General features: G+C 31.0%; 20 protein-coding genes. 16 read left to right on the top strand and 4 right to left on the bottom strand.

What is annotated here, in order from left to right; translation table 11 throughout:
• Positions 1-194: 194 nt before the first annotated feature.
• The 4 genes from LQ693_RS09975 to LQ693_RS09960 all read left to right on the top strand — a co-directional run bounded on the left by LQ693_RS09975 (position 195) and on the right by LQ693_RS09960 (position 5132).
• Positions 195-905, top strand: a complete 711-nt coding sequence (locus LQ693_RS09975; RefSeq protein ID WP_119489366.1) for a hypothetical protein — start codon at positions 195-197, stop codon at positions 903-905.
• 11 nt (positions 906-916) lie between these two features.
• Positions 917-1630 carry an ATP-binding cassette domain-containing protein gene (locus LQ693_RS09970; protein ID WP_204175452.1) on the top strand — a complete coding sequence of 238 codons (714 nt, stop codon included), beginning with the start codon at positions 917-919 and terminating at the stop codon, positions 1628-1630.
• 194 nt (positions 1631-1824) lie between these two features.
• Positions 1825-3465, top strand: coding sequence for a peptide ABC transporter substrate-binding protein (locus LQ693_RS09965; RefSeq protein ID WP_107634378.1), 1641 nt, complete (start codon positions 1825-1827; stop codon positions 3463-3465).
• Between the two features lie 44 nt (positions 3466-3509).
• The gene (locus tag LQ693_RS09960; RefSeq protein WP_119494801.1) at positions 3510-5132 is read left to right on the top strand and encodes a peptide ABC transporter substrate-binding protein; all 1623 of its coding nucleotides are present in this window, start codon (positions 3510-3512) and stop codon (positions 5130-5132) included.
• Between the two features lie 56 nt (positions 5133-5188).
• On the opposite strand, the gene trpS is transcribed toward LQ693_RS09960, so the two are convergent.
• Positions 5189-6184, bottom strand: coding sequence for a tryptophan--tRNA ligase (trpS, locus tag LQ693_RS09955; RefSeq protein WP_037588881.1), 996 nt, complete (start codon positions 6182-6184; stop codon positions 5189-5191).
• A gap of 334 nt (positions 6185-6518) precedes the next feature.
• Between trpS and spxA the strand changes: the two genes are divergently transcribed.
• The 5 genes from spxA (at position 6519) to pepF (ending at position 10638) form a co-directional block, all read left to right on the top strand.
• Positions 6519-6914: a transcriptional regulator SpxA gene (spxA, locus tag LQ693_RS09950; RefSeq protein WP_025905673.1), complete on the top strand. Its 396-nt coding sequence runs from the start codon at positions 6519-6521 to the stop codon at positions 6912-6914.
• A 151-nt stretch (positions 6915-7065) separates the two neighbouring features.
• Positions 7066-7755 (top strand): adaptor protein MecA, encoded by a 690-nt coding sequence (mecA, locus tag LQ693_RS09945; RefSeq protein ID WP_025905672.1) that lies wholly within the window; start codon positions 7066-7068, stop codon positions 7753-7755.
• Positions 7756-7808: 53 nt separating this feature from the next.
• Complete coding sequence (locus tag LQ693_RS09940; RefSeq protein ID WP_233678218.1) at positions 7809-8315, top strand: competence protein CoiA; 507 nt, start codon at positions 7809-7811, stop codon at positions 8313-8315.
• Positions 8309-8791, top strand: a complete 483-nt coding sequence (locus LQ693_RS09935) for a hypothetical protein (RefSeq protein WP_232339581.1) — start codon at positions 8309-8311, stop codon at positions 8789-8791. The genes LQ693_RS09940 and LQ693_RS09935 overlap by 7 nt, the downstream gene beginning before the upstream one ends.
• 41 nt (positions 8792-8832) lie before the next feature.
• A complete protein-coding gene (pepF, locus tag LQ693_RS09930) occupies positions 8833-10638 on the top strand; it encodes an oligoendopeptidase F (RefSeq protein ID WP_119489362.1) in 1806 nt (601 codons plus the stop codon).
• 434 nt (positions 10639-11072) lie between these two features.
• Here the strand turns inward: pepF and LQ693_RS09925 are convergent, their stop codons facing one another.
• From LQ693_RS09925 to LQ693_RS09915, 3 genes are all read right to left on the bottom strand, one after another.
• Positions 11073-11867, bottom strand: a complete 795-nt coding sequence (locus tag LQ693_RS09925) for a DsbA family protein (protein ID WP_025905669.1) — start codon at positions 11865-11867, stop codon at positions 11073-11075.
• Positions 11868-11887: 20 nt separating this feature from the next.
• Positions 11888-12247, bottom strand: coding sequence for a globin domain-containing protein (locus LQ693_RS09920; protein ID WP_049319860.1), 360 nt, complete (start codon positions 12245-12247; stop codon positions 11888-11890).
• A gap of 95 nt (positions 12248-12342) precedes the next feature.
• Positions 12343-12921 (bottom strand): CYTH domain-containing protein, encoded by a 579-nt coding sequence (locus LQ693_RS09915; RefSeq protein WP_119493989.1) that lies wholly within the window; start codon positions 12919-12921, stop codon positions 12343-12345.
• A gap of 135 nt (positions 12922-13056) precedes the next feature.
• Here LQ693_RS09915 and LQ693_RS09910 point away from each other — a divergent pair, with 135 nt between their 5' ends.
• From LQ693_RS09910 to fabI, 7 genes are all read left to right on the top strand, one after another.
• A complete protein-coding gene (locus tag LQ693_RS09910; RefSeq protein ID WP_025905666.1) occupies positions 13057-13413 on the top strand; it encodes a UPF0738 family protein in 357 nt (118 codons plus the stop codon).
• A 5-nt stretch (positions 13414-13418) separates the two neighbouring features.
• The gene (yjbM, locus tag LQ693_RS09905; RefSeq protein WP_025905665.1) at positions 13419-14054 is read left to right on the top strand and encodes a GTP diphosphokinase; all 636 of its coding nucleotides are present in this window, start codon (positions 13419-13421) and stop codon (positions 14052-14054) included.
• Between the two features lie 11 nt (positions 14055-14065).
• Positions 14066-14869: an NAD kinase gene (locus LQ693_RS09900; RefSeq protein WP_025905664.1), complete on the top strand. Its 804-nt coding sequence runs from the start codon at positions 14066-14068 to the stop codon at positions 14867-14869.
• A gap of 2 nt (positions 14870-14871) precedes the next feature.
• Positions 14872-15732, top strand: coding sequence for an RluA family pseudouridine synthase (locus LQ693_RS09895; protein ID WP_239703221.1), 861 nt, complete (start codon positions 14872-14874; stop codon positions 15730-15732).
• Positions 15733-15763: 31 nt separating this feature from the next.
• Positions 15764-17146: a magnesium transporter gene (gene mgtE, locus LQ693_RS09890; RefSeq protein WP_025905662.1), complete on the top strand. Its 1383-nt coding sequence runs from the start codon at positions 15764-15766 to the stop codon at positions 17144-17146.
• Positions 17147-17156: 10 nt separating this feature from the next.
• The gene (locus LQ693_RS09885; protein WP_025905661.1) at positions 17157-18998 is read left to right on the top strand and encodes a cation:proton antiporter family protein; all 1842 of its coding nucleotides are present in this window, start codon (positions 17157-17159) and stop codon (positions 18996-18998) included.
• Between the two features lie 152 nt (positions 18999-19150).
• Positions 19151-19924: an enoyl-ACP reductase FabI gene (gene fabI / locus LQ693_RS09880; protein WP_103361601.1), complete on the top strand. Its 774-nt coding sequence runs from the start codon at positions 19151-19153 to the stop codon at positions 19922-19924.
• The last annotated feature ends 128 nt before the right edge of the window (positions 19925-20052 follow it).

Below are 20052 nucleotides of genomic sequence, written 5' to 3'. Positions count from 1 at the left end.
GCTGATCTTCTCAGTGCCCTTTTAGGGCTGGTCAGTAATAGAGGCTTATAGCCGCAGAACAAACCACCCGTTAAACGGGTGGTTTTGATTTTGTAAATTTTTAACACTTTATTGATACTGAAATAGACTTTATATATAATTAAACTAAATAAAGTTAGAAAATTCACGCTTTTAAAAGCTGATTGGAGTGAACTATGAATCAACTTAATTCGTTTCTTATATTTAATTTAAAATCGATATTGAAAGATAGGATTACTTTAGTTTGGACGCTTATTTTTCCGATTCTAATGATTATCATTAATTTTTCAGTTTATCAAAATAGTGTCAAGACTATTGAAGATAAGGAAATATTATTAGTTCAATTTTGGTCATTTATGACAATCATGATATTACTTAATGGCATTGCAGTTGAAATTGCAAATATTAGAGAAGTTGGCGCACTGAAAAGTTATGTTATGTTGGCAGGGTCCAAGTATCCATTTATATTGGCAATATTAGTATCTCAAATCTTAATTTTATCTATAAGCATAAGTGTTATATCCATTCTATTTATGGCTTTATTTAAACTCTTTAGTTTGAAAATTTTATTATATGCCTTTATTTATATACTTTTAATCATTCCTATATCATTTATATTCTTAGTAGTAACTTCATTGCCTTTTAAAGCAAGTTCTATCGCTACTATTTCAACGATACTTTCAATTGCATTATTTTACATTGTCAATATGCAACTCTTTGGATTGGAATGGATTAATCCGTTACATTTCCTTTATAAATTAGGGGAATTGATTGTTCTTGGTTTTAATCATTTCAGCATGATGATTCCTATAATATATATTTTTTATGTCGTAATTGGTTTATATGCACTTTTAAAATTAGATATTAATTCTAAAATTATAAGATAAGGATGAGTTACATGTACTATGTAAAAAATTTAAAATATACATACAAAAATAGTGATAAACCAGTACTTTCAAATATTTCGTTTGATCTAAAACCAGATAGATTAAATGTATTAATAGGTATGAATGGAGCTGGTAAAACAACTTTATTCGATTGTATAACGAATCATTTAAAAGCAGAATACGATGAAATCAATATGCCGAAATTGTATGATATTTCATTTCTAACACAATATAATTATTACGCACCAAATAATACTGGAGAAGACCTTATAAAATTATTTTTAGGCATTATTCCTAAGGGTGAGAAAAAGAAGTTCAAAGATCATTTTTATAAAGGTTTATCCAACATCGAAAAAGAGAAATATGATCATTTATTAAAAATGAAAATTGGGAAGATGTCATTTGGAGAAACTAAATGGCTGTTAACAGTGATTTTTTCAAACTTGGATAGAAAGCTGTTCTTATTTGACGAACCGACGAGTGGTGTTGATCCAGTATCTAGGAAAATGATAATGGAAAAATTACAGTCATTAATACATAAAGGTAAAATTTGTCTATTAGCCACTCATCAATTACAAGATTTAGCTCATTTAAATCCACATATCATATTTATAGATCATGGAGAAATCGTATATGAAGGAAACTATGATAAGTGGTTAGAATTAAATCATACTCAAAATCCAGACGAGGCTTTTGAAAATACTATAGTTCTAAATAAATCCTAGGAATAAACCTTACAAATTTAAAATTTGTAGGGTTTATTTTATGATATTTAATAATTATTCTTACGAAATCTTTATTAAATTCTAAAAATTGTATTTCTTGATAACTTATGTTGCGACATAAACAAATTAACATTATAATTGAAGAAAGTTCAGAAATGACTGAATTTTCAAAAATTGAATAAGGGGAAATGTTTATGAAAAACAAACATGCAAGGTGGAGTTTTTTAGTTTTTCTGTCGATAATTTTACTTTTATCGGCATGTAGTGGTGGAAACGGAAAGGATAAAAGTGACGGTTCTGCAGGGGATGGCAAAAAGTTACGATTAATTTCTATTTCGGATATTCCATCAATGGATTCATCTTTAGCAACAGATGCTGTGTCTTTCGATGCTTTAAATAATACGATGGAAGGGTTGTATAAGTTAGACAAAAATGACAAAGCGATTCCGGGTATTGCAAAGGGTGATCCTAAAAAGTCTAAAGACGGTTTGACTTGGACGATTGAATTGAGAGATGCAAAGTGGTCAAACGGAGATAAAGTTACTGCGCACGACTTCGTATATGCTTGGCGTAAATTAGTTGATCCAAAAACTGCTTCTGAATATGCATTTATTATGTTTGATATTGAAAATGCCGAAGATATTAATAAAGGTGACAAAAAACCTGAAGAATTAGGTGTTAAAGCGATTGATGATAAGACATTAGAAATTAAACTTAATCGTGAATTACCTTATTACCAAGAATTATTGTCATTCGGTTCATTTTTACCGCAAAATGAAAAATTCGTAAAAGAAAAAGGCGATAAATACGGCACAACTGCTGAAGATACACTATACAATGGCCCATTTACGTTATCTGACTGGAAGACAGAAGATAATTATACTTTAACTAAAAACAAAGAATATTGGGATAAAGGTAATGTGAAACTAGATAGTGTGAATTTTAAAGTTGTTAAAGAGCCTCAAACAGCTCTAAATATGTATAATGCAAGGGATGTAGATGAAGCGCTTATCCCAGCAGAAAATGTTAAGAAATATAAAAATGATAAAGCTTATAACACAGAACTTGAATCAAGAGTTTACTTTATGAGAATGAATCAAAAAGATGTACCTGAATTCAAAAATAAAGATTTAAGAATGGCAATCGCACAATCAATTGATAGAGAGCAATATGTTAAGAGTAATTTAAACAATGGTTCTAAAGCAGCAAACTCTTTAGTACCGACAGAATTTGTAAAGGATACTAAAGGAGAAGACTATACTAAAGGTGTTAAAACAGATAATAAATTCAATAAAGCAGAAGCTAAGAAACATTTAGAAGCTGCTAAGAAAGAACTTGGTAAAGATGAATTTACTTTTGAATTATTAACTTATGACCAAGATAACGCTAAAAAGGATGCTGAATACTTTAAAGAGCAAATTGAGCAAAACTTACCAGGCGTAACAATTAAAGTTAAACAACAGCCTTATAAGCAAAAATTAAAATTAGAAGCAAACATGGATTATCAAATTTCATTCGGTAGATGGGGTCCTGATTACCCAGATGCTATGACATTCTTAGAATTATTTACAAGCGATAATGTGATGAATGAAACAGGTTGGAAAAACAAAGAATATGACAGCAAAATTAACGATGCGGGAGATAAATTGTTAGATAAAGAACAAGAGCGTGTTGAAGCTATGCAAGATGCTGAATCATTATTATTAGATGAAGCGGTTATTGTGCCTATTTATCAACAAGGGAATGCAAGATTAACGCAAAGTTATGTGAAAGATATTGAAAGACATAAGTTTGGTGGAGATACAGATTTAAAACATGCTTATGTTCAAAAGTAACAAATCGGTAGTTTAACTAAATATAAACTTAGGGGATGAGTTACATGTCGAAAATATTTAAAGTTTTAACAATGATGTTAGCAGCTGTACTCGTATTGAGTGCTTGTTCATCGGGTGGCGGTAGTAAAGGCAAGAGTGATGAAACATTAGATTTACAAATCAATGGTGATATACCCACGATGGATTCAGCTATGGCAACAGATGGTTTATCATTTGATATGTTCTTCCAAACAATGGAAGGTCTCTACACATTAGATAAAGATGATAAAGCAATACCAGCAGTAGCAAAAGGTGATCCGAAAATTACGAACGATGGTAAGAAGTGGACGATTAAATTAAGAGATGATGCAAAATGGTCAAATGGCGATCCAGTAACGGCACATGATTTTGTCTTTGCTTGGAGAAAAGTTGTAGATCCAGATACTGCATCTGAATATGCATATATCTTATACGATATTAAAAATGCAGAAGAAATTAATTCAGGAGACAAAAAGCCTGAAGAACTTGGTGTTAAAGCCGTAGATGATCATACATTAGAATTTGAACTAACGAAATCATTACCATACTATAAAGAATTATTGTCATTCGGTACATTTATGCCACAAAATGAAAAATTCGTTAAAAAACAAGGTGACAAGTATGGTACAACAGTCAAAACAACTTTATATAATGGACCATTCAAAATAACTGAATGGAAAACAGACGATAAAGTTACGTTAGAAAAAAATGATGATTACTGGGATAAAGATAAAGTTAAATTAAACAAAGTAAACTATAAAGTGGTAAAAGAAGCTTCAACAGCTGTAAATTTATATGAAACGAATAAACTAGATATTGTAGATTTACCAGCAGAACAAGTTAAGAAATATAAAGATGATAAAGCATTTAATACAGAATTAGATACTGTAACGTATTACTTCAAATTAAATGAAGATACAGTGCCTGAATTCAAGAATGAAGACTTTAGATTAGCATTTGCTAAAGCAATTGATAAAGAAGCATACGTGAAAAACAACTTGAATAACGGTTCTATTCCAACAGATAACTTTGTACCAAAAGATTTTGTTAAAGATAGTAAAGGTAAAGAATATCAAGATGGCGTGAAAAATACGAACCAATATAATGTTAAAGAAGCAAAAGAACATTATGAAAAAGCTAAAAAAGCATTAGGTAAAGATAATTTTACAATTGAGCTTATGACTTATGACAAAGACACAGCTAAACGAGATGCTGAATACTTTAAAGAACAATTAGAGAAAAATTTAGATGGAGTTACAATTAAAATTAAACAACAACCATTTAAACAAAAACTGGATCTTGTTTCAAAAGGTGAATATGAAATGTCACTAGAAAACTGGATTCCAGACTATCCAGATCCAATGACATTCTTAGAACTTTATGTAACAGACGGTTCTCATAATAATACTGGCTGGTCTAATAAAGAATATGACAGTATTATTAAAGCAGCAGACTCTTCATTAGCAAGCAACCCTGACAAACGACTTTCAGAATTACAAAGAGCTGAAAGTATGTTATTAAATGAAGCGGGTATTGTACCACTTTATCAAGTCGGTGTAGCACAACTTCAAAAACCTAACGTTAAAAATGTAGTGAACCACCAATTCGGAGGCGTTTCTACATTAAAAGAAGCTTATATTGAAAAATAGACATTAAAGAAGCAGTAGAAATTCACTAAAATGTGAGTTTCTACTGCTTTTTATAATTATTTTCTTTTTCTACCTAATCCTATAGCGTTTTCCATCTTTTTCAATGTTTTATTGGCTACGAAACTTGCTTTATCTCTACCTTTATCAAGAATTTCATCTAATACTTCTTTGTTTTCATAATAATAATTGAATTTTTCTTGGAATTCTACAAGGAATTTCTTAACTTCTTCAGCTAAGTCTCCTTTGAAATCGCCATATCCTTTATCAGCATATTGTGCTTCTAATTCTTCAATTGATTGTCCTGATAGGCTAGAGTATATAACGAGTAAATTACTGATTCCTGGTTTGTTTTCTTTATCATATTTAACAATGCCATCAGAATCTGTAACAGCACTTTTAATTTTCTTAGCTGCAACGTTTGGCTCATCTAATAATGAGATGAAGTTCTTTTGATTATCATCACTCTTACTCATTTTCTTAGATGGATCTTGTAAGCTCATAATTCTAGCACCAAACTTAGGCATGTGAATTTCTGGTTTAATTAAAACATCATTGTATTTCGTATTAAAGCGATCAACAACATTACGTGTTAATTCAATATGTTGTTTTTGGTCATCGCCGACAGGTACGATATTTGTATTATAAAGTACAATATCTGCTGCCATTAATGGTGGATAAGTTAATAGACCTGCTGGAATGCCTTGAGATTGTTTTTGTGCTTTATCTTTATATTGAGTCATTCTTTCAAGTTCACCAATTGAACTGATTGTTGTTAAAATCCATCCAGCCTGAATGTGTGCTGGTACTTCTGATTGGATGAATAGCGTTACTTTTTCTGGGTCTAGTCCAGATGCTAAGTAAATCGCAGCTAATTTACGTGTGTTTTCTCTTAATTTAAGTCTATCTTGAGGTACTGTAATTGCATGCTGATCTACAATGCAAAAAAAGCAGTCATAGTCGTGCTGAATCTCATTAAATTGTTTTAATGCACCAATGTAGTTACCTAAAGTAGGGATACCACTTGGTTGGATACCTGAAAATAAAGTTTCCATTAAAGTTGCCTCTTTTCTACAAAATTTCTTTATATCATTATAACAGTATTTTAATCATTTGTAAGTTGTGTTATTCTTGTAATTAGATAAATATGTCGTCATAAACATATTCATCTATAATTTATGTGCTTTTTAATGAATTATTAGCAGTTTCTCATTTAATTTTAATCTTTGAGTTATATAATATATTTATAGCAATTAGATAAAGATTAAACCAAGTGAGCAATATATGTTTAACCTAGTAATATATAGGGTATATATAATTAAGTGTATTTTATCTTATAAGTTCACTGACGTTTAACATAAATAATATTCAATTAGGAGAGTGAGATGTATGGTAACATTATTTACTTCACCAAGTTGCACATCTTGCCGTAAAGCGAAAGCATGGTTACAAGAACATGACATTCCGTATACGGAGCGTAATATTTTTTCAGAACACTTAACATTAGATGAAATTAAATCAATCTTAAAGATGACAGAAGATGGAACAGACGAAATTATTTCAACTCGTTCTAAAACATATCAAAAATTAAATGTAGATATCGATGCATTACCTCTACAAGAATTATATACAATTATACAAGACAACCCAGGTTTATTACGTCGACCTATTATTTTAGATGATAAACGTTTACAAGTTGGTTATAACGAAGATGAAATTCGTCGTTTCTTACCAAGAAAAGTGCGTACATTCCAATTAATGGAAGCACAACGTATGGTTGACTAATTTAGTCTAATATTAACATTATAGCTCCTGTTCACAGGGGCTATTTTTGTATAAAAAATTAAATGTGAATAGTTCGAACAAATTACTGTTAAAATGTACTTGTTTATAATACAATGAATGTACTATTCCTAGAGTAAGGGAGTGTGACATTATGAGAATAGAACGAATTGATGAAACAACGGTAAAATTATTTATAACTTATCAAGATATCGAAGCAAGAGGTTTCAAACGTGAAGATTTATGGACAAATCGTAAACGTGGCGAAGAATTTTTCTGGTCTATGATGGATGAAATCAATGACGAGGAAGAATTTGTCGTTGAAGGACCATTGTGGATCCAAGTGCATGCATTTGAAAAGGGTGTTGAAGTAACCGTTTCTAAATCTAAAGGTGACGAACTGTTAAATATGACTGACGAAGAATCTAATGAACAATTAGAGTATCAAGTCAATGATTTCTTATCTCAAGCACTCGATTCTGATCAGAATATCGGAGATCTCTTGAATGAAGAGAAAGAAGCTGAAAAACACTTTGTCCCTAAAGACATAGGCTTACTTGTAAGATTCGAAGAGTTAGAAGATATTATTGAATATGCACATTATAATGAACATAAAGATATTGTATTTACAGACTTATTATACATGTTAGATAACAAATATTATTATTATGTACAATTTGATCAAATAGATAGTGAAGACATTATTAATGACTTCTACGGACAATTACTTGAATATGCTAATCCAACTCAAGTGTCTAAATTATATCTAGATGATTATGCAAAAGTTGTCATGAGTTATAATGTTATGGGTCAAGTGAGAAGATATTTTGAACCTAAAAATTAAATAAGTAATTTTAGCACCTCTTTACGTTTTATATACTAAAGAGGTGTTTTTTTATGTTAATGGGACTTAATCAACATAATCAGTTAATATATGCACAACACGCTAAGGCAAATGAAATATATAGGTGCCCGGATTGTTTACATGAACTTGTTATCAAGAAAGGGAAAGATACTGTAGCGCACTTTGCTCATAAAGTAGATAGTTATTGTTTAAGAAATAGTTATAAGAAAGAATCTCTTGATCACATATCATCTAAGCATCATATTTATGCAAGCTTAAATGGGAAAGTTAACATAGATATGGAATATTATATTTCAGAGATTGAACAAATTCCTGACATTCTGATTAATAAAAATCTTGTTGTCGAATTTCAATATTCACCTATTAGCTTTGATTTATTAATGGATAGAAGTGAAGGATTTCGAATAATGAATATGAAAGTAATTTGGATAGGTAAAGAAATTAAATATCAGAATGGTATATTAACCCTCAGTTATTTTGAATCAGCACTCATTAATCATAGAGAAAGAACACTTATAATCCAGAAGAGCGTTTGTTAATAAGATATGAATGTTTACAATCAATTGATAAACATAGATTTATCGGTTATAGACGTGAAATTCAATGGGAGCATTTATTAGAAGATTACCCGTTAAAGCAAATACCAAATTTAGCGTTAACGGATAGAGCTTATCAAGAATATTTAACTAAATGTAGGAAACAGAAGAATGTATTAGAACCGACGCTATCTTTATTATATAATGCACGCTTAATACATAAGAAGAGACAAGCGATTATTGGTATTATTGTACCTGAACAAATATATTTTTTAACACATTGTATTACATGGCAAACATACTTGTTTTTAGAAATGAACAATAAGACATTTACTTTTGAAAAATTTTATCAGTTCATAGAATTTAGATCATTTTATGATTGTCATTATTCTAAGAAAGAAATCCTTTTAAACGCCTTTTACTCATATATTTCAATTGTAAAACGAAAGGCTATTTCACGTGCAAATTCGACTAATTAATGAGAAAATTATAAATATGAAATATTAAGGAGGCTATTAAGATGGCGAAGTTAATTACAAGGGAAGAACAACAAGAACAATATACATGGGACTTAACAACTATCTTTTCTTCTGACGAAGCATATGAAGAAGCTTTTAAAGAGTTAGAAGGCTATTTAGGTAAAGAAGAACAATTCAAAGGTCATTTGAAAGATAGTGCAGAAACATTGTATAAAGCGTTATTACTTGATAGTGAAATTGATGAGAAACTAGGTAAAGTTTATGTTTATGCTCATTTGAAACATGATCAAGACACAGCAAATGATAAATACGCTGGATATGAAGCGAAGGCAGCAACACTTGCTAATAAATTTGCGAGTGCATGGAGCTTTATATTACCTGAATTAATGTCTATCGATGAAGCAACATTAAATGAATTTGTTGAATCAAATGATGATTTAAAAAGATATCAATTTGATATTGAGAAACTTAATAAAAAAAGACCTCATATTTTAAGTGATAAAGAAGAAAAGATTTTAGCTGAAGCAGGGGAAGCATTACAAACACCTAGCAATGTATTTGGTATGTTCAATAATGCTGATTTAACATTTAAACCAGCAGTGGATAAAGATGGTAATGAACACGAACTGACACAAGGTACATATACTAAATTACTAGAATCTGAAGATCGTGTTTTAAGAAAATCTGCTTATGATAATGTATATGAAGCATATGGTAGTCATAACAATACATTAACTGCAACGTTAAGTGGGAAAGTTAAGACTGCTATATTTAGTTCAAAAGTTCGCAAGTACAACTCAGCTCGTGAACAAGCATTATCAAATAACTTTATTCCAGAAGAAGTATACGATAACTTAATTGCGACTGTACATAAGCATTTACCATTGTTACATCGTTATACAGCTTTAAGAAAAGAGTTACTCGGTTTAGATGAAATGCATATGTATGATATGTATACACCACTCGTTAAAAACTCTTCATTTGAGATGCCATATGAAGAAGCTAAAGACTGGATGGTTAAAGCGTTACAACCTATGGGTCAAACATACACAGATGTAGTTGAAGAAGGTTTAAATAATAGATGGGTAGACGTTTATGAGAATAAAGGTAAACGCTCTGGTGGCTATTCTTCAGGCGCTCACTTAACAAATCCATTTATTTTACTAAACTGGACAGACTCTATTTCTGATTTATTTACGTTAATTCATGAATTTGGACATTCTGCACATAGTTATTTCAGTAGAAAATATCAACAATCAAATGAAAGTGATTATTCAATTTTTGTAGCAGAAGTTGCTTCTACAACTAATGAAGCGTTATTAAGTGAATACATGGATAAGAACTTAGAAGATCCTGAAAAGCGTAAATATTTATTAAACCAAGAGTTAGAAAGATTTAGAGCAACATTATTTAGACAGACAATGTTCGCTGAGTTTGAATACCTTATTCATAAAATTGTAGAAGATGGTGAACCATTAACTGCAGATCGTTTAAACTCTGAGTATGCAGAACTTAATAAAAAATATTTCGGAGATGCTGTTGTGACAGATGAGAACATTGCCAAAGAATGGTCACGTATTCCTCATTTCTATTATAATTTCTATGTTTATCAATATGCTACAGGTTATAGTGCGGCACAAGCATTGAGCAAACAAATATTAGAAGAAGGCGAACCAGCAGTTGAGAGATATATTAATGAATTCTTAAAAGCAGGTAGCTCAGATTATCCGATCGAAGTATTGAAAAAAGCTGGTGTAGATATGACATCTAAACAACCAATAGAAGAGGCAATGGAAGTATTTGAACAGAAACTAAATGCCTTTGAAAAGCTTGTAAAAGAGAAATAAATGTATGTAGACGTTTCCAATATGACAACTGTGTGACAAATTAAAAAAAACGATGTTTTTTGTTGAATTTAGTGTATAGACCATGTTATATTACATACATGAAATTAATCACATAACAAACATACCCCTTTGTTTGAAGTGAAAAATTTCTCCCATCCCCTTTGTTTAAGCACCGTGTAATCAGACACGGTGTTTTTTATTTATTTGTTTGTTCATTCATAGTTAACATCCCAAAAGTTATCTATTAAATGGTAAGTATAAGTTATAAGAACATATATTTAGCCATAAAGTATGAAACTTAATGTTCATGCTAAAAATTGAGTAGGGCATAAATGTCCAAATTAAAACAGCAGTCATTCATCTTTAGTGATGAATGACTGCTGTTTTTTTATTTTATATCTTTAATTTAAGTAAGGTTACAGATCCTATACTTATTATTTACTTTTCTTGAATTTCCAAAAATCTCCATGTACAGAATCTTGTTGTTCTATATAATTTTGGAGTTGTAATTTTTTTAATTCGCGTTTGACGATTTTCTCTGGCCATTCATATATTGTCGCAATTTCTTGTTCGGAAATAATCGATTGCGATTGTATATAATCGAGTAATTTTGGAGGGAGTTGTTTCTCAACTTCAGTTCCAATAAGTTCTTGAATGATATACGTATAAATATGATATGGGTATAAACCTTCTACTTTAAGTCCTTCAGAATGTACATCTTCATTAAAGAACACAAGTGATGGTGTCATATTGATATCCATTTCACGTGCAATGTGCAAATCTGTTTGTAAACTTTCAGTCAATGACTGTTCTTTTAAGTCTTTAATAAATACAGATAAATCAATTCCAGATTTGTAGGCACATTTTCTAATTAACTCAGTTGTAATGATTTTTTCATGAGGTATAATTTCATTCTGAATTAAGTTTAGAAATCTGCTCGCTCTATTATGTCCTTGTAATTCTGCTGCTTTAAATGCTAAAGCTACATTATCAAATTCACATGTGCTTTGAGCCTGACATTTAGTCAAAACTTTTAGAGATGGGTTCAAAATCTGACGAATTTTAACATATTTTTGATATTCAATTTTTAACTTTGCTAATGTAGCTGATAGATTAAAACAATCTTCGCAAAATGGATCGAAAAATGAATAAATTTCGATTTTGCTTACAGGTGTTAAATCTATATTATTTTGTTCATTAGCATGGATTAGTCTTAATTCTTCGGCCATATTATCCACCTTCAACTATATTAAGCGTTAACCATGTGGTTTGCAGTTAGCTTGAGTCTTTCATATAAATATTCTTGTATATCTTTATTTAATCGAGATTGGGTAAGGGCTTCAAGCATATTCTCTAGCCAAGCATCTCTTTCTTTATTCGTAATTCTGAAAGGTAAATGACGTTGTCGTAACATCGGATGACCATGTTCTTCTGTATATAATGCTGGACCACCCAAAAACTGAGTTAAAAACTGTTTCTGTTTACGACTCGTTTCTGCAAAGTCACCAGGGAAAAGATGATTAATACGATTATCGCGTTCTACGAGATAATAAAAGTGATCAATCATGTCGTACAAATCTTGGGGGTCGATTACTTCATATGGGGTCATAATTTCACCTTTTCTTGCTTATTTCATTATCGATAATATTAATATAACATGTTCTTAAATTTTTAAAAGTATTTCGACTTGTAACGAAAGTAAATTCATGTTCTTTTGCGATCTGCATTAAAAAAGCGCACCACTTTATTATTTGGAATATTTCTTTTTATATTCATGTCATTCAAAATTTTATTAAAAGCTATTTCGCCTTTAGCATAGTCTTTAACTTCGAATTCTAATTCGTAATCTTCAATACCTAAATAAATACTATGATCTAATACTAAAAGTCCAGTGCCTATATTTTTTTCTAATCTATAAGTCGTTAAATCACCAAGTTGTCTTAGGTCATTCAGTGGAATATTGAACTTATTTAATATTTCAGTAATGTTTTCTGGAAGATATTGTTTGTCTAATCGTTCACCTTGTTTAGGAACATCCTCAACAATTTCGTTATATTCTAGAAGACCAACTTCTTGTGGGACTTTTAAAGTCATTTCATAATTATGATTCTTTTCACGTATTCGTAGTGCCATTTTTTGTGACATAATATCATGATTATTTGTATCTATATAGTAATTTGTTTGTTTAAAAGGCTCACTTTGTTTAAAATAATATTGTTTGATTAATTCATAATCTTCAAGCGTGAGCATATTCTTGAATTCAATTTCGAGTTCTTGTCCCATTTTGATATACACTTCCTTTTACACTATTATTATAGAAGATTTACGGATAAACAAGTAATTATACAAAATTGACTTGATGATATGAATGTTTAAATTAAAATGTGTTAAAATAGATTGGAATAAGGAGGAACAACAATGCGTATTTATGTAAATGAAATTAAAATAAATGATAATCAAATCAAATGTTATACAGACCAACCAACTGAGGGATTAGAACCAGCAGAGCATATGATTGTAGATAGTGATAATCATGCATTTGTATATATGCTTGATAGTGGTGAACAATACCATTATTTATTATTTGTAGAGGAAACATGGTCAATGATTCATGAACACTTCGACAAAGAGGTCATCGTCAATGATCATTTAGTATTAACTTCATTTAAAGAAGAAATGGAATTTTTATTAGATAACATCGCAGATAATCACAACTATGGTAAAGCGTTTGTAGCTTCGGTAGAGGAAGCATTTGAATTAAACAAAGCGGAGTGATGGTTATGAATCAATGGGAAGAATTTTTGGCACCATATAAACAAGCAATTGACGAATTAAAGATTAAATTGAAGGGGTTACGTAAGCAATATGAATCTTTAGATAAACCTTCGCCAATTGAGTTTGTTACAGGTCGTGTTAAACCTATCTCAAGTATTATAGATAAAGCAAATCAACGTAATATTCCTTTTGATCGATTAAGAGAGGAAATGTATGATATTGCAGGTTTAAGAATGATGTGTCAGTTTGTTGATGATATAGATATCGTTGTAGAACTATTAAGACAACGACAAGATTTTGAAGTTGTAGAAGAACGAAATTATATCGAATATACAAAAGAAAGTGGATATCGCTCGTACCATGTCATTATTAGTTATCCAATTGAAACGTTACATGGTCAAACAAATATTTTGGCAGAAATTCAAATTAGAACATTAGCGATGAATTTCTGGGCGACGATTGAACACACTTTAAGATATAAGTACGATGGTGATTATCCTCCTGAAATTAGAAATAGACTAGAGAGAGCAGCTGAGGCAGCATTTTTATTAGATGAAGAAATGTCTGAAATACGTGAAGAAATTCAAGAAGCACAGAAATATTATTCCAGACAGAAAAGTAATAAACATAAACACGATTAGGGGTGAATGCTTTGAAGTATAATATATTATCAAAAGGTGATTCAAAATCGAATGCTTTAATGTATAAGATGAAAAATCATATGAATGACTTTAATATGGTTGAAGACAAAGAATCACCCGATATCGTAATTTCTGTTGGTGGAGATGGTACTTTATTACAAGCATTTCACCAATATAGTCATATGTTAGGTGATGTCAGTTTTGTAGGTGTACATACTGGGCATTTAGGTTTCTATGCTGATTGGTTGCCACATGAAGTTGAAAAACTCATTATTGAAATTAACAATTCAACTTATCAAGTTATAGAATATCCATTATTAGAAGTGATTATTCGTTATAAAAAAGGCGGATATGAAACGAGATATTTAGCTTTAAATGAAGCGACAATTAAAACAGATAATGGTGCAACACTAGTCGTAGATTTAGTATTAAGAGGCGAGCAGTTTGAAAGATTTAGAGGTGATGGTTTATGTGTATCAACACCATCTGGTTCAACAGCTTATAATAAAGCTTTAGGTGGAGCACTTATACATCCATCACTAGAAGCTATGCAAATAGCTGAAATAGCTTCTATTAATAACCGTGTCTTTAGAACAGTCGGTTCTCCGCTTGTACTACCTAAACATCACGTTTGTCATATACATCCTGTAAATAACGATACATTACAAGTTACAATTGATCATGTAAATGTTAAACATAAAAATATTGAATCGATTCAATATAGAGTAGCAAATGAAAAAGTCCGCTTTGCGAGATTTAGACCATTTCCTTTCTGGAAAAGAGTACATGATTCATTTATTTCGAATGAGGATTAAATATGAAAGTATTACAATATAGAGCAACTTCTTCAATGACTTTGAAGACATTCTTATATGATAAAGGCATTTCTAAAAAGAGTTTAAGCGCCATTAAGCAGAATGGCGCTTTATTAGTGAGCAAAAAACATGCTACCGTTAGAAAAGAAATTCATGAAGGTGATAAAATTGATGTTCATTTACCAAATGAAACTCCTAGTCATAATTTAGAACCATTTACATTTGATTTAAAAATTTTATTTGAAGATGAATGGTTTATTATCGTTTCTAAACCTGCCATGATGAACACTGCGCCTTCTAGAGAACATCCTCATCATAGTTTAGTTGAAGCGGTATTAAGCCATATGATAATGAATGGTGAACGAACGATTCCACATATAGTGACACGTTTAGATCGCGGTACAAGTGGTATAGTTATATTTGCGAAGCATCAATTATTACATCATATGGTTTCAAATACGACAATTAGTAAATACTATGTTGCACTTGTTCACGGCGCTGTTGCACCGAAGAAAGGTGTTATTAAAGCACCAATTGCACGTGCTAAACATTCTATTATAGAAAGAGAAGTTTCTGAAGAAGGTAAGTTTGCACATACAGAATATGAATATTTAGATGGCGATGCTGAAAATAGCATGCTTAAATTACAGTTGTTTACAGGTAGAACACATCAAATAAGAGTGCATCTCGCACATATTGGATATCCTATTATAGGGGATAGTTTATATGGATTTGAAGATGGTCAATATGAGCATCAATTACTGCAGTGCTATCATATAGAATTTGAACATCCCATTACTTTGAAACAATTGCATATTGTTGATGAAATGCACTATAACCTAAGCTGTGTAGGTATGATATAATAAATTGTATTTTTATGAGGAGGTGGCAAAGTTGGTTAATGAAAATAATGAAAATTACATCGAAGACGAAGCTTTTGATAAAGAAAAGTTAGACGAACTATTAGCAAATGATGAAATAGACCAATTTAGAGAAGAATTTTTAAATATGCATACATATGACCAAGGTGAATACTTTGAAATATGTGATAATGAGCTTAAACAAAAAATATATCAATTCCTTTCTCCGTTAGAAGTAGCTGACTTCTTTGAAACGACTGAGTTAGATGATGAAGAATACGAAGAAATTTTTCAAAATATGAATGCTAATTATGCAAGTCAAATGTTAAGTGACATGTCATACGATAACGCAGTTGATATTTTGAATGTATTATCTAAAAGTAAAATAGCCACTTTACTCACACTCATGAATCGTGAAGATGCTAGAGAAATTAAAGCATTACTTCACTATGAAGAAGACACTGCCGGTGGTATTATGACCACTGAGTTTATTTCAGTATATTCAACAATGTCTGTTAAAGAAGCGATGTTCTACGTTAAAGAACAAGCACCTGAAGCGGAAACAATTTATGTTATTTTCGTTGTAGATGAAAATAAAAAGTTAGCAGGCGTTATCTCATTAAGAGACTTAATCGTTGCTGAAAATGATGCATATATTGAAGAAATTATGAGTGAACGTGTTATCAGTTCTAATGTAGCTGATGACCAAGAAGACGTAGCACAAACAATGCGTGATTATGACTTGATTGCGTTACCTGTAATTGACTATCAAGATCATTTACTAGGTATCATTACAATCGATGATATCTTGGACGTTATGGATGAAGAAGCAAGTGAAGACTACTCTAAATTAGCCGGTGTATCTGACATCGACTCTACAAATGATTCAGTCTTCCAAACAGCTATGAAACGTTTACCTTGGTTATTAATATTAACAGTTTTAGGTATGATCACAGCATCCATATTAGGACAATTTGAAGATACACTTTCACAAGTTGCACTTCTTGCAGCATTTATACCTATCATTAGTGGTATGAGTGGTAACTCAGGTACACAATCTCTTGCCGTATCTGTACGTAATATTTCAACAGGTGAAATAAATGAACAAAGCAAATTTAAGCTCGCACTTCGTGAATCTGGTTCAGGATTATTGACTGGTTTCTTCTGTGCAATAAGTTTATTTATTATAATTGTCTTATTATATCGCGAACCTGTATTGGCACTCATCGTTTCAGTTAGTTTAACAATCGCGATGACTGTTGGTACTTTAATGGGTGCAATTATACCGATGTTTATGAATAAAATGAATATTGACCCTGCAGTTGCAAGTGGACCATTCATTACGACAATAAACGACATTGTCAGTATGTTGATCTACTTTGGTTTAGCAACAGCATTTATGTCTTATCTAATATAAGGAGAATAATATGGAGCATTCTAGTTTTACATCTCTCGTTATTGTTGTTATTGCTGCATTTTTAACACCTATACTTGTAAATAGGTTGAAAATTTCTTTCTTACCTGTTGTCGTTGCTGAAATCATAATGGGGATAATCATAGGTGACTCTTTATTTGGATTAGTAAAAGAAGATGCATGGTTATCTATCTTGTCGACGTTAGGTTTTATATTTTTAATGTTCTTAAGTGGTTTAGAAATTGATTTTAATGCGTTTAAGACGAAACAAACTTCTGATGAACAAGAAGGAAATAATATTCCAAGTAATTTATATTTAACGGCTGTCGTATTTTCATTAATTATGGTTTTATCTATTTTATTAGCCTTTATATTCAAATGGACTGGTTTAATAGACGACGTATTATTGATGGTTATCATCATTTCGACAATTAGTTTAGGTGTAGTTGTACCAACAATAAAAGAAATGAATATTATGCATACAAGCATCGGACAATTTATCTTGTTAGTTGCAGTTGTAGCAGATTTAGCAACAATGTTACTGTTAACAGTTTACGGAACAATAAATGCTAAAGGTGATTCACCGTTATGGCTTATAGGTATTCTAATCGTCTTTAGTTTTATCTTTTATATTATGGGTGGTTTATTTAAAAAATCACCATTCTTAAAAAAATTAACTTCAGGTACTACACAAATAGGTATCCGTGCTGTATTTGCACTTATTATTCTACTTGTTGGTTTAGCTGAAGGTGTGGGTGCTGAAAATATATTAGGTGCCTTCTTAGCAGGTGTTATCGTATCGTTATTAGGACCTGACCAAGATATGGTAGAGAAATTAGACTCATTTGGATATGGTTTCTTTATTCCGATATTCTTCATTATGGTAGGTGTGAATTTAAACATACCATCACTAGTGCAAGAGCCAGGATTATTAATTATCATACCTTTACTGTTTATTGCCTTTTTAATTTCTAAGCTAATTCCAGTAGCATTTATAGGTAAATGGTATGACCGTAAAACGACAATATCTTCGGCATTCTTATTAACGTCAACATTGTCACTTGTAATCGCAGCAGCAAAAATCGCTGAACAACTTGGAACAATCAGCTCAGAAATATCTGGCATACTTATTCTAAGTGCGGTTATCACATGTGTCTTTGTACCGATTGTATTTAAGAAGATGTTCCCAATGCCTGAAGAAACTAAGAAAATTGTAAAAGTGAGCTTTATTGGTAAGAACCAATTATCGATTCCAGTTGCTCAAAGTATTCATTCTCACATTTATCAAACTTCAATGTTCTTTAGAAAAGACCTTTCAGATAATAGAAAGTTAGATGAAAGCATTAAAACATATGAGTTAGATGATTATATTGAAGAGGAACTTGTAGAATTAGGTTTATTTGATTCAGATATCATTGTATGTTCTGCAAACGATGATCATATCAATAAACAAGTCGCTTTAATGGCACATGATCATGGCGTTAAAAGAATTATTTGTAAGCAAGAAAATGGTAGTGAAGATGAAGCATTTGAAGGTAAGAACATTGAATTCTTTAGTAGTTTCTTAAGTAATAAAATTTTACTTAAAGGATTAATTGAATCTCCAAACATGCTGAACTTATTAAGTAACGTGGAAACTTCACTATATGAAATAGAGATGAAGAACCACAGCTACCATAATGTTCTGTTAAGATCATTCCCATTTGCTGGGGACGTAATCTTCGTACGTATTATTAGAGGGAAAGACTCAATCGTACCTCATGGTGATACTGAATTACAATATGGAGATAAGTTAATTGTGACAGGATCTAAAGAATATGTTTCGCAATTAAAACAAGATATGGAATTTATTTAATAAACTTTGTAAAAATGAGGTTGAACTATAGACCTCATTTTTACTTTTTATTCAATATAAAATAAAAGTATAATGCTTGTCAGGTGGTCTGACCAGTGTTATTATAACGAGTGAATGTTTAGTATAATATACATATTAAAGGAGTATAGTGAATGTTTAATTTAGAAGGTAAAACATATGTAATCATGGGTATTGCGAACAAAAGAAGTATTGGCTTTGGTGTAGCTAAAGTGTTAGACGAACTAGGTGCTAACTTAGTATTCACATACAGAAAAGAACGTAGTAAAGATCAACTTGTTAAATTATTTGAAGAATTAAAAAATCAAAGTGGACAACACATCTATGAGTGTGATGTTCAAAAAGACGATCACGTTGTAAATGCTTTTGAACAAATAGGAGAAAAATTTGGTCATATTGATGGTGTTTACCATTCAATCGCTTTTGCTAACATGGAAGACTTAAGAGGAAGATTTACAGATACATCTCGTGAAGGATTCTTATTAGCACAAGATATTAGTTCTTATTCATTAACAATTGTTGCAAGAGAAGCTAAAAAATTAATGCCAGAAGGTGGAAGCATCGTTGCAACTACTTATTTAGGTGGAGAATTTGCAGTTCCTAACTATAATGTAATGGGTGTAGCTAAAGCAAGCTTAGAAGCAAATGTTAAATATTTAGCACGTGACTTAGGCGAAGATAACATTCGAGTAAATGCAATCTCTGCAGGTCCAATCCGTACATTAAGTGCAAAAGGTGTAGGTGGATTCAATGCGATCCTTAAAGAAATCGAAGAACGTTCACCATTGAAACGTAATGTAGATATTATCGAAGTAGGTAAAACAGCAGCTTATCTATTAAGTGACTACTCAAGCGGTGTAACAGGTGAGAATATTCACGTAGACTCAGGTTACCACGTTGTAAGATAATTAAGAGAACCAACAAAATCTATGATTTTGTTGGTTTTTTGTATATGTAGTAACAAAAGTCGGCGGAAGTGTGAATAAGAGCGCCCATAGTAACAAAAGTCGGCGGAAGTGTAATTAAGGGCCCCCAC

It is taken from the genome of Mammaliicoccus sp. B-M6 (assembly GCF_022386965.1).
Taxonomy (GTDB): domain Bacteria; phylum Bacillota; class Bacilli; order Staphylococcales; family Staphylococcaceae; genus Mammaliicoccus; species Mammaliicoccus sciuri_A.
The sequence above is the reverse complement of the archived record's forward strand: the minus strand, read 5'-3'. Positions and strand labels throughout refer to the sequence as shown.

Coding starts and splice junctions, on each gene's coding strand:
- LQ693_RS09975 (WP_119489366.1), top strand. CDS start 195: ATGAATCAACTTAATTCGTTTCTTATATTTAATTTAAAATCGATATTG.
- LQ693_RS09920 (WP_049319860.1), bottom strand. CDS start 12,247: ATGACCCCATATGAAGTAATCGACCCCCAAGATTTGTACGACATGATT.
- LQ693_RS09970 (WP_204175452.1), top strand. CDS start 917: ATGTACTATGTAAAAAATTTAAAATATACATACAAAAATAGTGATAAA.
- LQ693_RS09895 (WP_239703221.1), top strand. CDS start 14,872: ATGAAAGTATTACAATATAGAGCAACTTCTTCAATGACTTTGAAGACA.
- LQ693_RS09885 (WP_025905661.1), top strand. CDS start 17,157: ATGGAGCATTCTAGTTTTACATCTCTCGTTATTGTTGTTATTGCTGCA.
- fabI (WP_103361601.1), top strand. CDS start 19,151: ATGTTTAATTTAGAAGGTAAAACATATGTAATCATGGGTATTGCGAAC.
- LQ693_RS09960 (WP_119494801.1), top strand. CDS start 3,510: ATGTCGAAAATATTTAAAGTTTTAACAATGATGTTAGCAGCTGTACTC.
- mecA (WP_025905672.1), top strand. CDS start 7,066: ATGAGAATAGAACGAATTGATGAAACAACGGTAAAATTATTTATAACT.
- trpS (WP_037588881.1), bottom strand. CDS start 6,184: ATGGAAACTTTATTTTCAGGTATCCAACCAAGTGGTATCCCTACTTTA.
- pepF (WP_119489362.1), top strand. CDS start 8,833: ATGGCGAAGTTAATTACAAGGGAAGAACAACAAGAACAATATACATGG.
- spxA (WP_025905673.1), top strand. CDS start 6,519: ATGGTAACATTATTTACTTCACCAAGTTGCACATCTTGCCGTAAAGCG.
- LQ693_RS09925 (WP_025905669.1), bottom strand. CDS start 11,867: ATGGCCGAAGAATTAAGACTAATCCATGCTAATGAACAAAATAATATA.
- LQ693_RS09965 (WP_107634378.1), top strand. CDS start 1,825: ATGAAAAACAAACATGCAAGGTGGAGTTTTTTAGTTTTTCTGTCGATA.
- LQ693_RS09940 (WP_233678218.1), top strand. CDS start 7,809: ATGTTAATGGGACTTAATCAACATAATCAGTTAATATATGCACAACAC.
- LQ693_RS09910 (WP_025905666.1), top strand. CDS start 13,057: ATGCGTATTTATGTAAATGAAATTAAAATAAATGATAATCAAATCAAA.
- LQ693_RS09915 (WP_119493989.1), bottom strand. CDS start 12,921: ATGGGACAAGAACTCGAAATTGAATTCAAGAATATGCTCACGCTTGAA.
- yjbM (WP_025905665.1), top strand. CDS start 13,419: ATGAATCAATGGGAAGAATTTTTGGCACCATATAAACAAGCAATTGAC.